Origin of the sequence: Deinococcus cellulosilyticus NBRC 106333 = KACC 11606, from assembly GCF_007990775.1 — a bacterium.
Classification (GTDB): domain Bacteria; phylum Deinococcota; class Deinococci; order Deinococcales; family Deinococcaceae; genus Deinococcus_C; species Deinococcus_C cellulosilyticus.
In genome coordinates this window covers 1-18,816 of sequence record NZ_BJXB01000022.1, presented here as the reverse complement: position 1 = coordinate 18,816, position 18,816 = coordinate 1, and the positions used below count along the sequence as shown (strand labels likewise).

The following is an 18,816-nucleotide window of genomic DNA, read 5'->3' as shown; positions in this document are numbered from 1 at the left end:
TCCCAAATGACTGTTGTGCAGCTGCTTTTATGGGGGCCTCCCAAAATCATTTTTCAGGACCGTGAAGTTCTTTTCCCGACCCGGAAAACGCTGGCACTGCTGTGTTACGTGGTTTTGACTCAAAAACCTCACAGCCGGGACAGGCTGGCCAGCATGTTCTGGCCCAACAGCCAGGACGGTCGCACCTCATTGAGAAAAGCCCTGTCTTCCATTCACAAAGCCAATCTGGGCCTTGAGTTTTCCAGCCAGGGGGAATATGTGGAGTACCGGGCATCTGCACACTGCTTTGTGGACCTCCATCAATTGCAGATTCAGACAGCAAATCCATCCAGCACCTCACTTGATGATGTCCTGAGATTGCAGCGTGGTGAAATTCTGGAAGACCTGGTTCTGGACGACTGTCCTGATTTCGAAGAGTGGCTGATTCAATACCGTGAATCGGTGCATCAGGTGATCACTGGTCAGCTCCAGGAGAAAATCCAGCAACTGATGGCCCAGCAGTGGTGGCAACCTGCACTGAAATACGTGCAGCATTTGCTGCAGTTGAATCCTTACTCAGAAGAGGCACATCTGCAGAAAGTGCAGTTGCAGTGGCGTCTGGGAGACCCGCAGGGAGCCCGTGACAGCTGGGGAAGGCATCTGGAATTGCTGAGGGAGCTTGGGGTCAAACCTGATCAGGAATTTGAGCAACTGGTGGCGTCCTTGCAGAGGCAACGGGGCACCCCCATGGAGAGGGCCCTGCCCGAAGTTCGGGCAGAAATCCTGCAGACGCTGCTGTCCTGTTACCACCAGCAGCGGGTGGTGCTGCTGCAGGCCGAAGACCGCATGGGAAAAACCTGGGTGGTAGAACGTTTGCTCAGGGAAATCCAGGGGGCAGTGCTGGTGGCTGGCCAGCCAGGAGACGCCCTGGTGCCTTTTTCGACCCTGCGACGGATGCTGGCCCAGCTGGTGAATTCTTCCTGGGCACAGCATTCGCAGGCCAGCATTCTGGCAGAAGTCAGAAACCTGGACATCCTGCGGGGGGGGCCTTTCACGGAACGGGGTCAGGAAATGTACCGGCTGTACTTTTATGATGTGGTGTTGCGCCTGTTGCGCCACCTCCACCAGATGGGTCTGGCTGTATTGGTTCTGGATGATGTTCAGCACATGGACCTCGGATCGCTGGAAGTGCTGGTGTATCTGGTGTCGCAACGCATTCAGGACGCCAGGCAGTATCCATGGATGATGCTGTGTCACCGCATGCAGCACTGGCCCCCTTCCCTGCAGGGCATTGTCAGTGGCTGGTTGCAACACGATCAGGTTTCCCAGATCCATTTGCCTCCCCTCAGCCGCCATGACATCCAGTTGTTGTTTGAAAACCACAATCTTCACTTGCAGGACCATGAGTACCGCAGCATTCTCAGGTACACCCGGGGCAATCCAATGGTGGTTCTCGAACTCATTGGCGTATGGAAACAAAAGGAGCCCCAGGATGCTCCAGATCTCAAGAAGCTTCTGCAGCAGATTCCCCGCGTGCACACCCTGATTCAGGGCCGCATCCAGCAACTGGAGACCAACAGTCGCGCAGTGCTGCAGATCGCAGTGGTGGCAGGGCAGGATTTCTCACTTGATCTGGCCCAGACCCTGCTCTCCCTGACCCCTGCACAGTTGACCCGGGCGGTGCAGGATCTGGAGGATGCACAGCTGTTGCGTGACGGGGAGATCTCGTACAACATCTACATGGAAGCCGTTCTGGAAAGCATGTCAGCACAGACCCAGCGCTGGTGGCACACCCAGGTGGCGGAGGCATTGCAGCACAGGCCTGTGGTTGACCCCAGCCGCATTGCACACCACTGGCTGCAGGCAGCTGCACCTGACCGGGCCATTCCACACCTGTTGAAAGCTGCCGAGCAGGCCGAGCAGCATTATGCATTGCGTCATGCTGCCGATCTTTACGAGAAGGCCGCCCACATCCTCAAGCAGCAACATGATGATTCGGAAGCCTTTTCTGCTTTTGAGAAGGTCATTCGCATCAAGGGATTGCTGGAGGATTCCAATGGCATCTCGTCGATGGTGCAGCGCCTGCAGTCCTGGGCCAGCACCTCTCTGGAGCATGCCAGGGTGCGCAATGTGGAGGCAAGTTTCCATTACCGTCTGTTTCAATATCCTCTGGCCCTCAGCCGTGCCCGTCAAGCAGAAAACCTGTTGAACCACTTGCAGGACACTCCAGTAAGGCGGGAAAACCTGATCATCCAGTACCTGTGCCACTGGCGTCTGGAGCAGTACCCAGAGGCCCTGGAGGTGCTGGAGCGCCTCAAAAGCCTGGCCCGGCAGCAGGAGAGCCAGCACCGCTGGGAAGAAGTCCTGCTGGAACAGGTGGCCCTGCTCAGCCTGCTGTACCGCAATGTTGAAGCCCTTGCCCTGCTGGACCACTGGGAGGACGTGGTTAAGAACCAGTTGCATCGCTTTATGGCAGGATGTTTTGAGGTTTCTCTGCGCAAGCGCCTTCACCATGAGGCCCTCGCTGAACGCACCCGACAGATCCTGCAGCGGCTTTTTCAATCAGAGCGGTCCATTCCAGAAGAGTCCAGTCACCTGCTCAGTTCTGCGCTGCAGTTGCAACTGTCAGGCACCAATTTGCTCAACAAGGATGTCGGGGACATGATTGCTGAAATGATCAATGCTCTCAGCAACCTGGAAGGCATAGATCAATTTCAGGACCTTCCATATGGTCCACTGGACCGCCAGGTGCTGGATGTGTACCGTCCCCATGGAAAAAGCGAATCACCTGTCTTGCTGTTCATTCATGGTGGAAGCTGGAACACCGGGGACAAATCGCATTACCTGTCACTGGCAGAGAAGTTCTGTCAGCAAGGCCATGTGGTGGTGTGCATGAATTACCGGCTTTATCCCGAAGTTGTTTTTCCCGCTTTTGTGGAAGATGCTGCCCTGGCGGTCAACTGGGTGGTTCAGAACATCCACACCTATGGAGGCAAACCAGACCGTCTGGCGGTGATGGGGCACGGGGCAGGGGCAGACAGTGCCACCTTGCTGGCTTTTGACCCCCGCTACCTGCAGCAGCAGCACCTCACCCGACAGGTCATCCGGGCGCTGGTCTGCATTTCAGGCACCTACGACAGCCTCTACCAGAACATCAAACTGGTGGGTCACCCCCTGTTGCTTGGAAACCTACAGGATTCGCGTGATGTTTTTGCTGCAGAATTCGTACAGGACCAGAGCATGCCGGTGTTGTTGCTGCACGGCATGCTCTCCCCACACATCGACCATGGGACCGCCCACCGTTTCGCTGAACGCATCCGGGAACAGGGGGGAGAGGCGTGGGCCATCAGCTATCCCAACCAGGACCATTACGGTCCACTGTTCAGCATGAGTGCTCTGGGGCAACTGCTGGGCATCCAGCAGCCTTTTGAGGATGTGGTGAAGTTTCTCAAACAGGTGCTTCAGAAGCAGGAGCCTTCCCCCTCAAGCACCCCTGTTTACCGCAGACGCAAGAACGACCATTTCTGAACAGGGATGCTGGTTCCCATCCATCTGAACCTCTGGAATGACATGATGGGGCATCATGTCTGATGCTTTAAACACTGGATGTTTTCTGAAGCAATTGTGGAATGAACCTGTGCTGGGAGTGCGTCCTCTCCATCCGGGGTATGAAGACCACGCCAGTGAAGTCTGGCAAGTGACCACATCCTCAGGTGCATTTGTTCTGCGCCGGAGTCTTGTTGCAGGAATCCCAGAGGTTGACTTCTGGCAGGGTGCCCATCACCTCTGTGGGGTGGATGCCAGCACCCTGCAGGACCTCAGGCAGGTGCTGACCCTGCTGTCTGGAATTCAGGGGGTGCAGGTTCCCAGGGTGCGGGGTGAAGTGGAAGTGGAGGGGCAAGTTTATCTGGTGCTGGAAAAACTCGATGGCAACACCATCTGCTCCTTTGAGGACCAGCCAGAAACTGTGATGGAGCAACTCGGAGAGATGATGGCCCGGATTCACGCACAGACTTTTACATGGTGCGGCCATCCAACAGGGCGTGTTCAAAAGCCTCTGGAGGATTTTCATGCTGCTTTGCTGGACACCATGCAAATGCTGGTGGACCGGTTTTATCCTGCTGCGGAATTCAGGGCGGCCCTGGAGCATGCCAGAGCGCAACTTGAGGATGTTCCTGTGACAGAGGCCAGTCTGGTGATGCTGGATCAGGACCCGAGCCAGTACCTTCACCATGAAGGCGAGCTTTCAGGTCTGGTGGATGTGGAAGCTTACGTGATTGCCCCTGCTGCCCTGGACCTGATCGGTCTGGAATATGTGCTGGATCGAAAAGCCGCCCGTGCGGTGAAACAGGGATACTGCAGGATCAGGCCCTTTCCTGACCTGTCCCGGGTGCGGTCACCTTACCGCCTGTTTTGCAGGCTGCTCTCCATTCAGGGCAAAGTCCCTCTGGAAGACTGGATGAACCATCCTGCTTTTCTGGACGGCCTGGATTGACTTTGTCTCTGCTGTGGCCCTTGCAGAATGAACAAGCTTTCTGCCTTTTGCCTTCTGCTTTCTGCAGGCGAAGCCCATCCCTTCTGCTCAAATTTGGTATCGCTTCCAAATTTGCCTTATACTTGTGTCATGCGACAATTGAAAACCTGGCTTTTAAGCCTTGGACTGCTGTCCAGTTTTGCACTTGCCCAGACCCCTGACTTCAGCAACGACCGCATTTACTTTCTGCTCACCGACCGTTTTGCCAACGGAGACCCTTCCAATGATCTGGGAGCGAACCCCCAGCAACCCCTCAACTGGCACGGTGGTGACTTTAAGGGCATCATCCAGAAAATCAAAGAAGGCTACTTCCAGAAACTGGGTTTTTCTGCCCTCTGGATCACTCCGGTGTACCTGCAGACGCCCCCTGTTCCGGTTACTGGAGGTCCAAATGCGGGCAGTGAGTTCGCAGGGTACCACGGCTACTGGGCAGAGGATTACTTCAAAGTGGACCCCCATCTGGGCACCCTGGAAGACCTGAAGGAACTGGTCAAAGTGGCCCACGACAATGGCCTGAAGGTGGTGCAGGACATGGTGGTCAACCACATGGGTTACGGGGCCACCCTGGCAAAGACCAACCCCGGGTACTTCCACACCGATGCGGAGTGCAACAGCAGCACCAGCAAGGACCAGGATTGCCCTCTGGCAGGCCTCCCTGACCTCAAACAGGAGCTTCCAGAAGTTCAGATGCTGCTCAATGATGCGGTGTCCTACTGGGTGAAAGAAGTGGGCATCGACGGCATCCGCATGGACACCATGAAGCACTCCAGCGATGCCTACTGGCCCCAGTTCTTTGCTGCTGGAGGCCCGGCAGACCCTGAGAAAATCTGGACCGTTGGAGAGGTTTTTGATGGCAACCCTGTGTTCCTCAGCAAATTCCTGAATTTCGGTTCGCCTTCGGTGCTGGATTTTGGTCTGTACGGAGCCATCAAGGACAGCATCTCAGGAGGGGGAGACGCCACCCGCGTGGCAGAGGTGCTGGCCCAGGACAGTGTTTACCCGGATGCCCGCAGGCTCAGCACCTTCATCGACAACCACGATGTCAAACGCTTCATCTCTGAGGCCGCAGAGCGCGGGGTGACGGGGCAGGCTGCAGTGGAGCGTCTGGATCTGGCCCTCAGCCTGATTTACACCTTGCGTGGGACCCCTGTGGTCTATTACGGCACCGAACTGGCTGCTGCAGGAGAAGGAGACCCCTACAATTATCCTCTGGGCCGCAGCAACCGTGAGGACATGAAGTTTGAGGGTGCACTGGACACCCCCATCAGCAAACGCCTGATGACCCTCAATCAGCTTCGTGCGAGCACCCCTGCCCTGAGGAATGGCAGGTATGCAGAGGTGTGCAGGCCTTACGGAGACACCAGCATTTTTGCCTTCAAACGCTCACAGCTTGGTCAGCCTCCGCTGGTGGTGGTCATGAACAACGGGGACAGTCCCATTGATCTGGGTGCACTCCCCCTGGAGCTTTCCAAGACCTTTGCGGCCAGTGCTCCCCTCACGGAACTGACAGGCAAAAGCCTCTCTGTCAGCCTGAACGGGGATGGGAACCTGGTGGGATCACTTCCTGCCAGAACCCTCTACATTCTCACTGCAGAGCGAGGAGCAGGTGCCTACAGCAACCCCGAGAATCCCTGCATTGCCCTGGCAAAAGCAGGAGGGGCAAGCGCACTGGTCAAGATGAACTTCACCGTGGATGCCCGTTCCCAGGGCAACGGTCCCATCGAATTGCGCCGCTTTGACACAGGTTCCCAGGTGACCTACCCCATGCAGCAGGACCCTGAAAAGCCTGGATTCTGGAAAACCAGCATCAGCGTGCCCAAGAACACCCTGCTGAAGTTCAAGTATGGAAACCTGAACCCCAAAGCGCAAAATTCCGGTTACGAGGGCTATGGTGAGCCTGATCGCTCCGTGGTGGCAAAAGAAGAGAATGCGGACGTGCAGAGCGTCTACAATTTCATCGTGTCTCCCGTGCCCACGGTGGTGCTCACTGGCAAAGTGCTGAAGGACGGGCAGCCTGTTGCAAACGCCCTTGTTGCTCTCGAAGGGGAGAACACCCTCTTCCATGCCCTGACCCGTGAAGACGGAACGTATCATCTGCCTCTGCCCGCAGGCAAACAGAAGATCCGGGCCAGACACGCTGACTCTGGTGCCACCGACTTTATGGAAGTGGAAGGGGCACAACAGAATTTCGATTTCAACCTCAAATAGACCCTGGGCTTCACGAAGGGACATGTCTGTGCATGTCCCTTCTGTGCTTTAGAAACACGGTAAAATTGCAATCCAGATTACAGAGTGGGAGAATGATCTCATGGTGACTTCCAAACTGAATTACCCTCTCACTGCAACCTTTCGTATCGTGACCCTTTCGCCAGAGCTGCAGGTGAAAAATGCCTCAGGAGATCTGGTGTTGCAGATCAAGCAGAAACTGCTGACCCTGCGTGAAGACACCACGGCTTACGAGGATGTGAACAAGACGGTTCCGTTGTACCGCATGAAGGCAGACCGCATCAGTGGCTTCTGGGCCGTGCACAACTTCTGGCGCTCCAAAGGCGAGACCTACCTGGGAAGCATCCGTGCCAACGGCCTGAGGTCCATCTGGCGCATCAGCTACACTGTGACCGATCAAAACCAGAAGGAAATCTTCCGCATCCGTGAGGAAAACCCCTGGATCAAACTGCTCGACGGCCTGCTCTGCGAGATCGATGGGATCGGCTGGATTTTCGGAATGTTCATCAATCCTGTGTATCTGGTGGAAGACGTCTCTGGTCGTGTGCTTTTCCGCATCAAGAAAAAACGCTCCTTCTGGGAACGCTCCTTCACCATGGAGGCAGAACAGAAGGTCTCTGAAGAGCATCAGGAACTCGCGGTGCTGGCCCTGGCGCAGTCGGTGCTGCTGGAACGCGCGAGGGGCTGAGAATCCAGACTTCTGATGAGGCCGCCTGTCGGCCTTTTTTCAGTTAACGAGCGGTTAACGGGTCTGCTGCCAGACTGCCGATGAAAGGCAGGAAAAATCATGGCACAGAACAGACCGATTGTCACCGTAAGAGATGCACGCGCTTCCCTCTGGCAGTCTGCAGTGGCCCAGTACGTTCGGGGGCAGACCCAGCAGAATGCAGCATCAAACAGTGCAGAAAATGCAGCCCCCTCCACCAGCAGCCCTGTGTACAACCACCCGATGGTCCGTGCTGCCAGTGCCCATGTGATGGCCCAGACCACTGGACAGGCCCTGCCCAGAATCACCTACCAGGACGCCATGAACACCATCCAGCAGGAAGCTGGAAAGATTGACCCCACCGACATCCACCTCTCGGACATGGCGTTGCAACTGGCAGAGGCCATTCGCAATGGCAACGATGCGCAGGCCAAAACCCTGGACACCGAAATCCGCAAATACAGTACCAAGGATTACGCGGGCTGGCTGACCTGCGTCACCACCTACCTGAGCTACTACCAGGGTGGCACACTGAATCCCATGTACCGCTCCTGGCAGGTGGAGGGGCAAAACAACCTCAACTATGGGGTGATTGACTACCAGCTTCCCAACAATGCCAGAATTGCCCTGCTCGGAGACTGGGGCACGGGCATGGATGATGCCTACCATCTGCTTCTGACCCTGCTCCAGCAGCACAATCCAGATGTGATCATCCACCTCGGAGACATCTATTACTCTGGGACGCCTGAAGAGTGCACGGCCAACTTCGAGAACATCTTCAATCAGGCTTTTGCTGTCACAGGGAAGCGCCTCCCGGTGTTCACCATTCCCGGGAACCATGACTATTACGCCAGAGGTGAGGGCTTCTACCCGATGCTCGACAGCATCAACAACCCACAGAAGTATTCCGGTGCAGATGCAAGCTGGCAGCAGCAGGCCAGCTTCTTCTGCCTGAGAACCCAGGACGGCCTGTGGCAATTCCTCGGGATGGACACCGGATACCAGGACCACAACCCCATTGAGGAACTTCTGGTGGTCACCCCCAGCCTGCAACCCGATGAGATTGTCTGGCATCAGGACAAGCTGAAAAACTTCTCGGGCAAGACGGTGCTGCTCTCCCACCACCAACTGTACTCTTCCAATTCCACTGTGGCGCACGGGAACACGCCCTACCTGAACAACTACCTGCTCAGCATCTTCCAGCCTTATTTCGCCCAGAATGTGGCCGCATGGTTCTGGGGGCATGAGCACAACATGGTGCTCTACAAACCCGGTCTGTTTGGTCTGACCACCGGGCGTCTGGTGGGTGCAAGTGCCTACGAGGAAACGGTTGCCGAGGACCCCTACAAGGTCAACTACCCGAACATCCCCTACCTGGACCCCACCCAGTACCAGCTTGGATCTTCAAACGGCTACTTCAACCACAGCTACGCCATTTTTGACCTCACCCGCACCAATCCTGATGATCCCATTTCGGTGGCCTACTACCAGTACCCTTCCTGGGGTGGAACCATGACCAACCCTCCCACCACTGCAGATTTCATGTACCAGGAGAGCCTGCAGACCCAGAGCCTGCCTGTGGGCGATGTGGTGAACTTCAACGATCTGGTGGTCTTCCAGGGACAGGGGGGTGTTTCCATCACCGCTGCAGACGAAGAACAGCTGATTGTCACCAGCGAATACTACCCCCATGTGGACGACCAGAATCCTGCAATGCCCCTCAGGATCATTGGCAACCCTGGACAGCTCACCGATGGCAGCGTGGTGCAGATCCAGACGGGAGAAGCCCTCGTTGGACAGTACAACCTTCTTGGTGCATGGTCCACCCCCAGCCTGTATTACTACAAGGCGGGCTACCAGAACGAGAACTGGACCATCCACCTGCTCACAGGAAACGCTGGTGATCCCATCCACTACGGGCAGCAGGTGTACTTTGTGAACAGCCAGTACCAGGGTCAGCAACTGATGCGCTCCGGTCAGACCACTTACCTGACCACGGCAACCAGCGAATACGTCTGGACCCTCAGCCCGGCAAGTCCGGCCACCGGAAACCCCCTGACCTTTGGGGCACAGTTCAAACTCCGCACGGTGGATTCCATGTACATCAGCACCATGACCGAAGAGCACCTGGGTTTCACCTCCCAGTACTTCCCGCACATTGGATCGTCAGGAAGTGCCGTGAATCTGGTGTTCACCGGAGGAAGCGGACAGCTCACCTCCGGTCAAAGCGTGCAACTCCAGACCACCGAGTCTGCTGTGGGGTCATACAACCTGCTTGGGGCCTGGAGCACCCCCAGCCTTTACTATTACAAGTCTGGATATCCCAACCAGAACTGGACGGTGGTCAAACTCAAACGGGGCCCCAGCGACGATGACACCATCCGCTACGGAGACCAGATTGCCATTGTGAACCAGTCCTACGTGGGACAGGCCATTGTGCCTTCCCAGTCGGGCAGCACCTGGTACCTCACCACCATCTCCAGTCCGGGCTTCTACTGGATCATCGAAAATTGATCTTGTATACACCACCGGGCGGCTTGCGGGCCGCCTGTGTCTTTCTGGTCAGGGACTTGCAGGAGGGGAGAGGATACACTGGTCTTCATGACGGTTCTGCTGTTTCATGAAGATTCCTACCGCACCAGTTTCATTGCCACGGTGACGCACACCGAAGGAAACCGTGTGGCCCTCGACCAGACGGCTTTCTATGCCGAGGCGGGAGGGCAGAATGCCGACCAGGGCTTCTTTGTCTGGGAAGACCAGCGCCTCTCTGTGACAGACGTGCAGAAGAAAAACGGGCAGGTCTGGCACACCATTGAAGGGGATGTGATTCCCGAAGTGGGCAGCTACGTGCACGGAGAGGTGGACTGGAGCCTGCGTTACCAGCACATGCAGCGCCATTCTGGAGAGCACCTGCTTGCCCAGGCCTTTTTGCGGGTGAACCCAGAATTCCGGGTGCAGGCGGTCAGCATGCGCAGCAGTGAATGCACCCTGGACCTTTCTGGAAACCCCACCGAAGAAGATGCCCGGGCAGCAGAAGAAGTGGTGATGCGTTCCATCTACCGCAACCTGCCTTTTCACACCGTCTGGGTCACCGGAGCAGAATTGCAGCAATACCCCCTCAGGCGTCCGCCACAGGTGGAAGGCCGCATCCGTCTGGTCTGTGTGATGGACCGCATGGACCGCACCGGATACTGGGAGGTCAGTGCCTGTGGGGGGACCCACGTGAACCGCACCGGCGAAGTCGGGGCCGTGTTCATCACCAAACTGGAAAAGGTCGCTGGAGGCCTCACCCGTGTGTTTTTCATGACCGGACACGAGGCTTACAGGCAACTCACCCAGACCTACCGGGATGCCCGCACCCTGGCCACCTCTTTCTCCACAGGCATTGAGAAACTCACAGAACGGGTGGAGGCCCTCAGAACAGAGGCTCTGGACTCCAGACGCAAACTCGCAGAGGCCCATGAAGCCCTGTCCGTCAGCCTGCTTTCAGGGAAAACGGGTGTGCAGGTGGTGCCTCTGGCGGACAGTGACATGCTCAAACCCTTCAGCAAGGTGGCGGTGGCTCAGCCGGATCTGCTGTGCGTGGCGTATACGCCAGATGGCCGGGTGGTGGTCACGTCTAGCACAAAGGCTTCCGCTAAAGAGGTTCTGGCAGAAATACTGAAGAACGCCGGGGGGAAAGGCGGAGGCAAACCTGACCTTGCACAGGGAAGCGCCCCCTTTGAACCCCTAGAGCGAGCGATTCACCTCTGGCGTGAAGGAGCAACCACATGAAAGACTACTCCAGCAAAGCCGTGCACGTCGGCATCCCGAGAGGCCACGCCGAGCCTCTGGGCATCCCGATCTACCCTGCGGCCGCCTACCAGTTCGACGAACTGGACATTGCCGCAGACGAATTCCAGCAGAACTCCGGATACAGCTACATCCGAATGCAGAACATGACCAACAAGGCTTTAGAAGAGCGCCTGAGCAGCCTTGAAGGTGCAGATGCCACTGTGGTGATGGCCAGTGGTCAGGCCGCAACCATGGCCGCTTTCCTCTCCACCTGCAAAGCCGGAGACCACATTGTGGCTTCCAGCGCGGTTTTTGGAGGTACAGCAGGTCTCCTGAACAATGTGCTGCCCAACCTGGGCATCACCTCCACCATCGTGGACAACAACCCAGAAGCGGCCCGTGCCGCCATGCGTGAAAACACCCGCCTGCTGTGGGTGGAGACCGTCTCCAATCCCAACGGTGATGTTGCGGACCTGAAGGGCTGGGCAGACCTTGCCCATGAACATGGTGCCCTTTTCTGCGTGGACAACACCCTCGCTGGGGTGGGTTACCTGTGTCGCCCTTTCGAGCACGGTGCAGACATGATCATGCACAGCCTCACCAAATGGGCCGGAGGTCACGGCAGTGCCCTCGCAGGTTGCATCATGGTCAAACACGGCAGCAACATCGACAACATTCCCGTTCTGCAGGACCTCAAAGCCCAGTATGGGGATCAGGCCCTCTCCCGCAAGGTGCGTTCCATCGGGGTGCATCAACTGGGCATGACCCTCAGTCCTTTCAATGCCTTCATGATCGCGCAGGGTCTGGAAACCCTGGAACTGCGCATGCTCAAAGAGTGCGACAACGCCCTGCAGATCGCACGTTTCCTGAAAGATCACCCCCGCGTGAAGTCTGTAAATTACAGTGGTCTGGAAACCAGCCCTTTCCATGCGCTGGGCCAGAAATACCTGAAAAATGGCTTCGGGGCCGTCATGTCCTTCGAGGTGGAAGATCCCCAGCGTTTCTTTGCAAGCCTGAAGATGATTCGCATGGTTGCCAATCTTGGAGACACCCGCACCCTGTGCATCCACCCCTGGACCACCACCCACGGCAGACTCACCGAGGCCGGGAAACAGGCTGCAGGTGTGACCCCTTACCTGATCCGCATGACGGTGGGCGTGGAAAGCCTGCAAGACATCATTGCTGATCTTGAGGGTGCCCTGTAAATTACATCCCACCTTTTTGTTTTGTCAGGACAGGTCCATGGCCTGTCCTTCTCTTTGAACTTCTGATGACATGGGCAAGGGGTTTTTCTGTCAAAAAATCCAGAATTTTCCTCTCACACCTGACTTTTTCATGACAAATCAGTTGCACAACAGCTTTTCACCTAAAATGAAAACATGGATTTTGACAAGTACTGCATTGATCGTCCCAAACATGTTCGGCTCGCAGACTGGAAAACCGATGACAAAGGCAAACTGACCAAAGAAAAAGCCGAAGCCCTGATGGCGGAACTGCAGGGTAAACTGCTGGACCTGCAGGAACGGCTTTATGCCGAAAACCAGCGCAGTTTGCTGGTGATTTTGCAGGCCAGAGATGCAGGAGGCAAAGACGGCACCATCAAACATGTGATGAGTGGCCTCAACCCTCTGGGCGTCAGCGTGGTGCCCTTCAAGGTGCCCAATGAACTGGAAGCCGCCCACGACTTTTTGTGGCGTGTGCATGCAGTTGCTCCCCGCAAAGGGCAGGTCACCATCTTCAACCGCAGCCACTATGAAGACATCCTGGTGCCCACCGTGCACGGTCTGGCCGACAAAGAGGTCATTGACAAACGTTATCGGCATGTCAGGCACTTTGAGGAACTCCTCGCAGATTCAGGCACCCGCATCCTCAAGTTCTATCTGCACATCTCCAAAGAAGAACAGCGGCAACGCCTGCAGGAACGCCTTGATGATCCCGAGAAGCACTGGAAATTCAACCCCGGCGACCTGAAAGAGCGTGCGCTCTGGGACGAATACACCACTGTCTATGAGCGCATTCTCTCGGAGACCAGTTCCAGTTTCGCTCCCTGGTATGTGATTCCTGCAGACCGCAAGTGGTACCGCAATTACCTGATTGCCTCTGTGCTGGTGCAGACCCTGGAAAGCATGGACCTCAAGTACCCCAGAATTGCAGAGGGCATTGAGCACATCACCATCGAGTGAGTCACGGGCTTCAACCCTGAGCCAGATGAAAAAACCCTCAGGTAAGATTTCCCGCTGAAAAGGCTGCGCAGACTGCGCAGACTGATCTCATGAGACTGAGCGTACGAAAAACCATCGGCCTTTTTGCCCTGCTGGCAGTGGGTGTGTACCTCTTTGCTCCCAGGCGCATTGTCACCGTGCTGCCCACGCCCAGAATTCCGGGCATGGAAGAGGGCAAAAAAATCACCCTGAACGGTCAGGAGATTTATTACGAAGTGGGCGGTGCAGGTCCACCAGTGGTGTTCATTCACGGGATCGGTGGGGGCAATTCAGGTTACCAGTGGGTCAAGAACGTTCCTGAGTTCCTGAAGGACCATCGGGTGTTTGTGCTGGATCTGCCTGGATTTGGTCGCAGCACGCCCAGACCCCAGCATTACAGTGCAGGCCTGTACCTGGCCGCCATTGAATCCTTCCTGAAGGAAGTGGTCAATGAACCCTGCACGGTGGTGGCTTCCAGTCTGGCAGGGGCTTATGCCATCCGCATTGCCCATGACCATCCTGACCTGATCAGGAAACTGGCCCTGGTGTCCCCCACAGGCATTGATCAACTGGTGGAAGCTCCAAACATGGATTTTTACCACAAGCTGATCGGGACCCCCATCGGCAGTTTCTTCTCCAGACTGATCCGCAGTCGCATGAGCGTCAGCTACTTCCTGAACCAGCAGGTCTACCTGGACCGTGATTTGATCAATGAAGGGGTCAAGGACGTGTACCACATGCACCTGCAGACCCCTCATGCCCAGTATCCGATTTTTGCCTTCATCACCGGGCACCTGAACCTCAACATCCGCAAAGAGTGGCGAGAACTGACGCAGCCTACTGTGGTGATCTGGGGAGACCGGGACATCAACACTCCTGTGAAGGGTTTGCAAAACTTCCGGGACCTGAAACCTGACATGGAAGCCCAGGTGCTCAACGCCCGTGCCATTCCCAACGATGAAAAATCCGTAGAGTTCAATGGTTTGCTCAAACAGTTCCTGGGAGACCCCATGGGCGAGGATGTTCTTACGCCACATCACAATTGAAGTGTGTTCCAGAACGGACCTGTAATTCAGGCTTCTGAAGCTGATTTCTCCTTCACCGACAATGGCCCCATGAGACGAATGTTCATGGGGTTTCTGCTGCTCATTCCACTGGCTGTTTCTTCCTGTGCGCCCAGAGCCACAGGAATGCTTCCATCGCCACGCATTGCAGGACTGCAGGAAAGCCGCTCTGTGATCCTGAATGACCAGCCTGTGTATTACGAGGTGGGAGGCGAAGGACCTCCCCTGGTGTTCATTCACGGGATTGGAGGAGGAAATTCTGGGTACCAGTGGACCAGAAATGCTGCAGAATTTACGGGGAGCCATCGGGTATACGTGCTGGACCTGCCGGGATTTGGTCGCAGCACGCCCCGGCCACAGAATTACACTGCGGATCTTTATGTCAAAACCCTGACCGCTTTCCTGAAAGAAGTGGTCAGGGAAGAAGCGGATGTGGTGGCTTCCAGTCTGGGGGCAGCTTACAGCATCAAAATCGCCCACGATGATCCAGAACTGATCGATTCTCTGGTTCTGGTGTCGCCCACAGGCATCGAGAAACTGGTCAATCCACCAAACACAGCGTTCTACAATTCGCTGGTGGGTTCTCCTCTGGGAGATGTCCTTGCAGGATTTTTAAGGGGCCGCTTCAGTGTCAGCTTCTTCCTGAAACAGCAGGTCTATCTGGACCAGAATCTGGTGACCACCGAAATCAAGAAGATCTACCAGAACAACCTGAAAGACCCCAACGCTGCTTATCCGGTGTTCTCTTTCATCTCGGATTATTCCAGCCTGAACATCGAGAAAGAGTGGGCTTCCCTGAAGCAACCCGTCATGATCGTCTGGGGTTCAGATGATGTGAATACCCCTGTGTCTGGAGCGCAGAAATTCCTGAGCCTGAGGCCAGCAGTGAAATTGAATGTCCTGATGGCCCGGGCCATTCCCAATGATGAGCAGTCAGAAAAATTCAATGCTTTGCTTCAGGGGTTCCTTGGGCAGCCATGAAGCTGGTTTTTTGAGGCTTAGTGTTGCCCTCCTGAGGCGAAACTGTAGGTGGGTGAGGTGAAACCCCAGCGTTAGGGTCCATGTCTTGACTCAGTCTAATTATGTCTATGGCAAAATTAGGTATTTGTGTTATACTAATAACGGCGCACGGGAACACCCACGGCCCCGATGGTGGGCAGGGTTCAGAATGTTCTGCTCGTGTTCGCAACCCATCGACTCTGTGCCCCACCTTCGCAGTGGGTAGGGTGGTTTCCACCTCCGTTTTCTCCCCCAAAACAGAGCCATTTCAGAGAGAAGTCCCCGTGTGGGGGCTTCTCTCTTGTATTTTGGATACCCTCTCTTTCATGATGGGGCATGGGAAAACTCACTCTTGTTGTTGCACTTCTGCTCGGAACCGTGGCCCAGGCTGCAGGCGTCACCAACGCCAGCATCCTCAAAGAGCTTGAAAAGACCGGAAAATTCAAAGCCCAGAAGAACCCTTTCTGTCAGGCCCTGGCAAAAGAGAACTCTGAAAAAATCACCTCTTATGTTTCCAGTCTTGGCTCCAGAGACCTGCAGAAAGCCCTGATCAAATTCAGCATGGACCGCGCAGATGCCAGTGCTGGAGGCAAATCCAAAAAGAACCCCCTGCTCAAACGCCACAACGACTGGGTGGATGAGGGAGACGGTTCTTTCTCCCAGATGTTCTCTGCTTACGGAACCAAAACGTTTGATCCTTCCCTGGTGGTCTACATCAAGGCTGCAGGAAAGACCACACATGTCTGCACCCTGATTCGCTGACTTTGTCGCTCAGGAAAATCAAAAGGACTCCTCAGCGGGAGTCCTTTCTGGTTTCAGGTGGGTTTAAAGGGTCAAAGACTCACCGGGCTGCAGAGGCAGAATGCTCAGACCTTCTATATCACGGGTCAGGTCCATCAGGGCTTCTGGCGTTCCACTTAAAGAAGGCATGGTTCCATAGTGAAAAGGCACCACCTGTCTGGTCCCCAGCAGGCGAATGGCATGGGAAGCCTCCAGAGGACCCATGGTGTAGCGATCCCCGATGGGCAGAAGGGCCAGTGTGGGTTTGTAGATGTCACCGATCAGGCGCATGTCCCCAAAGATGCTGGTGTCTCCAGCAGCATAGATGCGGTTTTTGCCCAGATTCAGCACGTAACCCACACCTTCATGCAACCAGCCCACCCCATCTCTGGTGTTCACCTGCGCGTGATGAAACGCCTGCGTCATGGTGATCTCAATGTCCATCACACTGATCGTTCCACCTTTGTTCATGGTCTCAAAGAGTGAAGCTTCAATGCCCTGCTCCATCAGAAACCAGCGAATGGGATTCGGAGCAATCAGGCGGGTCCCGGTTCTGGCAGCCTCAAAGATCACCTCCAGATCCATGTGGTCCCCGTGTCCGTGGGTGATCAAAATCAGGTCTGCGCCAGAAAAGGATTTGTGCTCAGGAGGGCAGGCAGGATTGTCCCTCAACCAGGGATCAATCAGAATGGTGTCCCCGTGTTGCGTGACCACTTTGAAACTGGCATGTCCCAGAAAAGTCAATTCGGCAGGCATGCACTGTTATAACACTGTGCATGACCCTGTGGGGCGCACCTCAGTTCGAGTAATCTTTTCTCGCTTCCTCAAGGGCTTCCAGAATCATGTCCCTGGCCCCTTCTTCACCAAACAGGGGAACCACCAGGGCTTCCATGTCACTGACTTTCCCCAGGATGCGGTCATCGGCGTACTCTGTGGCCATCTGGGGGTGTTTGGCCTGATGGTTTTTGAATCTGAGGCGCACAATTTCGGTCAAAAGCTGGCAAATCACATCACGCATTTCTTTGCTTTGCATCTTTGTTCTCCTCTCAAAGGTGTTGTCTCAGGGTAGAGGAGGGAACTGAGAGCGAGCGGAAATCTGCATGAGGTTTTCATTTGTCAGGGTGACTTTTGTGCTGTACGCTTATTCAGATGCTGCTTCAGCTGATCCCAGCGAAGCAAGAGACAGGCAAACAGGTGCACAGAGCAGCTTTGACTGATCTATAGAGCAGGAGGAAAAAGAATGGGTCTAGGAATTGGAATTGTCGGGCTTCCCAACGTCGGAAAGTCCACGCTGTTTAATGCCATCACCAGAGCAGGCGCACTGGCCGCCAACTATCCTTTCGCCACCATCGACAAGAACGTCGGGATCGTGACTGTACCCGACCCTCGCCTCAAAGCCCTGTCTGACGTGTTCACCAAAGGGGACCGCGTTCCCCCGATCATTCCCACCGCTGTGGAATTCGTGGACATCGCAGGCCTGGTGAAGGGTGCCCACAAAGGGGAAGGTCTGGGCAACCAGTTCCTCGCCAACATCCGTGAAGTGGACGCCATCGCCCACGTGGTCCGCTGCTTTGAAGATCCCAACGTGGTGCACGTTGCCGGTCAGGTCAATCCCATCGATGACATTGAGACCATCAACACCGAACTGATCCTCGCCGACATGTACGGTCTGGAAAAGCGCATCGAGAACCTCAAGAAGAAGGCCAAGAGCAACGACCGCGACTCCGCAGAGTTGATGGCCCTGGCCCAGAGCATCCTCAAAGTGCTGGAAGAGGGCAAACCTGCCCGTGCTGGCGAATACGAGATGCCCGTGCCCAAAGATTTCGGCCTGATGACCATCAAGCCTGTGATCTATGTGGCCAATGTGTCCGAGGAATTCCTCACCGAAGACAACGACATGGTGAGGGCCGTGCGCGAGTACGCTGCCAAAGAAGGGGCAGAGGTCGTGAAGATCAGCGCCCAGATTGAAGCAGAGCTCAGCGAAATGAGCCCCGAAGAATCAAAAGAGTTCCTCGCTGACCTCGGTGTCGAGGAGTCCGGCCTGGACCAGCTGGTCAAAGTGGGCTACAAAACCCTGGGTCTGATCACCTTTATTACATCTGGTGAAAAAGAGGTGCGTGCCTGGACCATCCGCGAAGGCACCAAAGCCCCCGGAGCCGCAGGCCAGATCCACAGCGATCTGGAAAAAGGCTTCATCCGTTCAGAAGTCATCGAGTGGGACAAAATGGTGGAGGCCGGAAGCTGGGCCAATGCCAAGTCCAAGGGCTGGGTCCGCACGGAAGGCAAAGATTACGTGGTCAAAGACGGCGACGTGCTTTATATTCTGTCTGGCATCTGACCCCCTGTGCTCGATGCTCTTGCACTGTCCCCCTACAGAGGGGGACTTTTTTGTGCTGTGTGGTCTCCCTTTTGTTGCTTTTCTTTCTGTTCTTTTGTGCTGCTCCTCCCCAAAATTCGTATAGACAATTAGGATTCTGGCCGATGTTCTGAGTAAGTGTTTTTACTGTTCTGGACGTATTCAAGTAGGTCATTCAAAATATGCTGTTCTGGAGG

General features: G+C 55.6%; 14 protein-coding genes. 12 read left to right on the top strand and 2 right to left on the bottom strand.

The features are described from left to right. Window positions 1–153: 153 nt before the first annotated feature. The 11 genes from DC3_RS20485 to DC3_RS20435 all read left to right on the top strand — a co-directional run bounded on the left by DC3_RS20485 (window position 154) and on the right by DC3_RS20435 (window position 16,245). On the top strand, window positions 154–3,507 hold the full coding sequence (locus DC3_RS20485) for a carboxylesterase family protein (RefSeq protein ID WP_186816160.1): 3,354 nt from the start codon (window positions 154–156) through the stop codon (window positions 3,505–3,507). Window positions 3,508–3,562: 55 nt separating this feature from the next. Further along, on the top strand, window positions 3,563–4,474 hold the full coding sequence (locus tag DC3_RS20480) for a phosphotransferase enzyme family protein (RefSeq protein WP_146887692.1): 912 nt from the start codon (window positions 3,563–3,565) through the stop codon (window positions 4,472–4,474). A 129-nt stretch (window positions 4,475–4,603) separates the two neighbouring features. Beyond that, window positions 4,604–6,721 carry an alpha-amylase family glycosyl hydrolase gene (locus DC3_RS20475; protein ID WP_186816159.1) on the top strand — a complete coding sequence of 706 codons (2,118 nt, stop codon included), beginning with the start codon at window positions 4,604–4,606 and terminating at the stop codon, window positions 6,719–6,721. A gap of 100 nt (window positions 6,722–6,821) precedes the next feature. Then, window positions 6,822–7,427, top strand: coding sequence for a hypothetical protein (locus DC3_RS20470; protein WP_146887689.1), 606 nt, complete (start codon window positions 6,822–6,824; stop codon window positions 7,425–7,427). A gap of 99 nt (window positions 7,428–7,526) precedes the next feature. After that, window positions 7,527–9,959 carry a metallophosphoesterase family protein gene (locus tag DC3_RS20465; RefSeq protein ID WP_146887687.1) on the top strand — a complete coding sequence of 811 codons (2,433 nt, stop codon included), beginning with the start codon at window positions 7,527–7,529 and terminating at the stop codon, window positions 9,957–9,959. An 87-nt stretch (window positions 9,960–10,046) separates the two neighbouring features. After that, on the top strand, window positions 10,047–11,219 hold the full coding sequence (locus DC3_RS20460; protein WP_146887685.1) for an alanyl-tRNA editing protein: 1,173 nt from the start codon (window positions 10,047–10,049) through the stop codon (window positions 11,217–11,219). After that, the gene (locus DC3_RS20455) at window positions 11,216–12,424 is read left to right on the top strand and encodes an O-acetylhomoserine aminocarboxypropyltransferase/cysteine synthase family protein (RefSeq protein WP_146887683.1); all 1,209 of its coding nucleotides are present in this window, start codon (window positions 11,216–11,218) and stop codon (window positions 12,422–12,424) included. Before DC3_RS20460 ends, DC3_RS20455 begins: the two co-directional genes overlap by 4 nt. A gap of 174 nt (window positions 12,425–12,598) precedes the next feature. Next, window positions 12,599–13,402, top strand: a complete 804-nt coding sequence (locus DC3_RS20450; RefSeq protein WP_146887670.1) for a polyphosphate kinase 2 family protein — start codon at window positions 12,599–12,601, stop codon at window positions 13,400–13,402. An 89-nt stretch (window positions 13,403–13,491) separates the two neighbouring features. Continuing rightward, on the top strand, window positions 13,492–14,466 hold the full coding sequence (locus DC3_RS20445; RefSeq protein ID WP_146887669.1) for an alpha/beta fold hydrolase: 975 nt from the start codon (window positions 13,492–13,494) through the stop codon (window positions 14,464–14,466). Window positions 14,467–14,535: 69 nt separating this feature from the next. After that, entirely contained in the window at window positions 14,536–15,465 is a 930-nt protein-coding gene (locus tag DC3_RS20440; protein WP_146887667.1) for an alpha/beta fold hydrolase, read from the top strand. A gap of 354 nt (window positions 15,466–15,819) precedes the next feature. Continuing rightward, a complete protein-coding gene (locus DC3_RS20435; protein ID WP_146887665.1) occupies window positions 15,820–16,245 on the top strand; it encodes a hypothetical protein in 426 nt (141 codons plus the stop codon). 63 nt (window positions 16,246–16,308) lie between these two features. Here DC3_RS20435 and DC3_RS20430 read toward each other — a convergent pair whose 3' ends face one another. Further along, the gene (locus DC3_RS20430; protein WP_146887663.1) at window positions 16,309–17,019 is read right to left on the bottom strand and encodes a metal-dependent hydrolase; all 711 of its coding nucleotides are present in this window, start codon (window positions 17,017–17,019) and stop codon (window positions 16,309–16,311) included. Between the two features lie 40 nt (window positions 17,020–17,059). After that, the gene (locus DC3_RS20425) at window positions 17,060–17,296 is read right to left on the bottom strand and encodes a hypothetical protein (RefSeq protein ID WP_146887661.1); all 237 of its coding nucleotides are present in this window, start codon (window positions 17,294–17,296) and stop codon (window positions 17,060–17,062) included. Window positions 17,297–17,503: 207 nt separating this feature from the next. On the opposite strand from DC3_RS20425, the gene ychF reads away from it, so the two are divergent. Then, on the top strand, window positions 17,504–18,601 hold the full coding sequence (gene ychF / locus DC3_RS20420; protein ID WP_146887659.1) for a redox-regulated ATPase YchF: 1,098 nt from the start codon (window positions 17,504–17,506) through the stop codon (window positions 18,599–18,601). Window positions 18,602–18,816: the final 215 nt, after the last annotated feature.

What these genes read in the sequence shown, in the direction of transcription:
- DC3_RS20465 (WP_146887687.1), top strand. Translation starts at nt 7,527, where the DNA reads ATGGCACAGAACAGACCGATTGTCACCGTAAGAGATGCACGCGCTTCC.
- DC3_RS20440 (WP_146887667.1), top strand. Translation starts at nt 14,536, where the DNA reads ATGAGACGAATGTTCATGGGGTTTCTGCTGCTCATTCCACTGGCTGTT.
- DC3_RS20480 (WP_146887692.1), top strand. Translation starts at nt 3,563, where the DNA reads ATGTCTGATGCTTTAAACACTGGATGTTTTCTGAAGCAATTGTGGAAT.
- ychF (WP_146887659.1), top strand. Translation starts at nt 17,504, where the DNA reads ATGGGTCTAGGAATTGGAATTGTCGGGCTTCCCAACGTCGGAAAGTCC.
- DC3_RS20435 (WP_146887665.1), top strand. Translation starts at nt 15,820, where the DNA reads ATGGGAAAACTCACTCTTGTTGTTGCACTTCTGCTCGGAACCGTGGCC.
- DC3_RS20460 (WP_146887685.1), top strand. Translation starts at nt 10,047, where the DNA reads ATGACGGTTCTGCTGTTTCATGAAGATTCCTACCGCACCAGTTTCATT.
- DC3_RS20445 (WP_146887669.1), top strand. Translation starts at nt 13,492, where the DNA reads ATGAGACTGAGCGTACGAAAAACCATCGGCCTTTTTGCCCTGCTGGCA.
- DC3_RS20455 (WP_146887683.1), top strand. Translation starts at nt 11,216, where the DNA reads ATGAAAGACTACTCCAGCAAAGCCGTGCACGTCGGCATCCCGAGAGGC.
- DC3_RS20470 (WP_146887689.1), top strand. Translation starts at nt 6,822, where the DNA reads ATGGTGACTTCCAAACTGAATTACCCTCTCACTGCAACCTTTCGTATC.
- DC3_RS20475 (WP_186816159.1), top strand. Translation starts at nt 4,604, where the DNA reads ATGCGACAATTGAAAACCTGGCTTTTAAGCCTTGGACTGCTGTCCAGT.
- DC3_RS20450 (WP_146887670.1), top strand. Translation starts at nt 12,599, where the DNA reads ATGGATTTTGACAAGTACTGCATTGATCGTCCCAAACATGTTCGGCTC.
- DC3_RS20430 (WP_146887663.1), bottom strand. Translation starts at nt 17,019, where the DNA reads ATGCCTGCCGAATTGACTTTTCTGGGACATGCCAGTTTCAAAGTGGTC.
- DC3_RS20485 (WP_186816160.1), top strand. Translation starts at nt 154, where the DNA reads ATGTTCTGGCCCAACAGCCAGGACGGTCGCACCTCATTGAGAAAAGCC.
- DC3_RS20425 (WP_146887661.1), bottom strand. Translation starts at nt 17,296, where the DNA reads ATGCAAAGCAAAGAAATGCGTGATGTGATTTGCCAGCTTTTGACCGAA.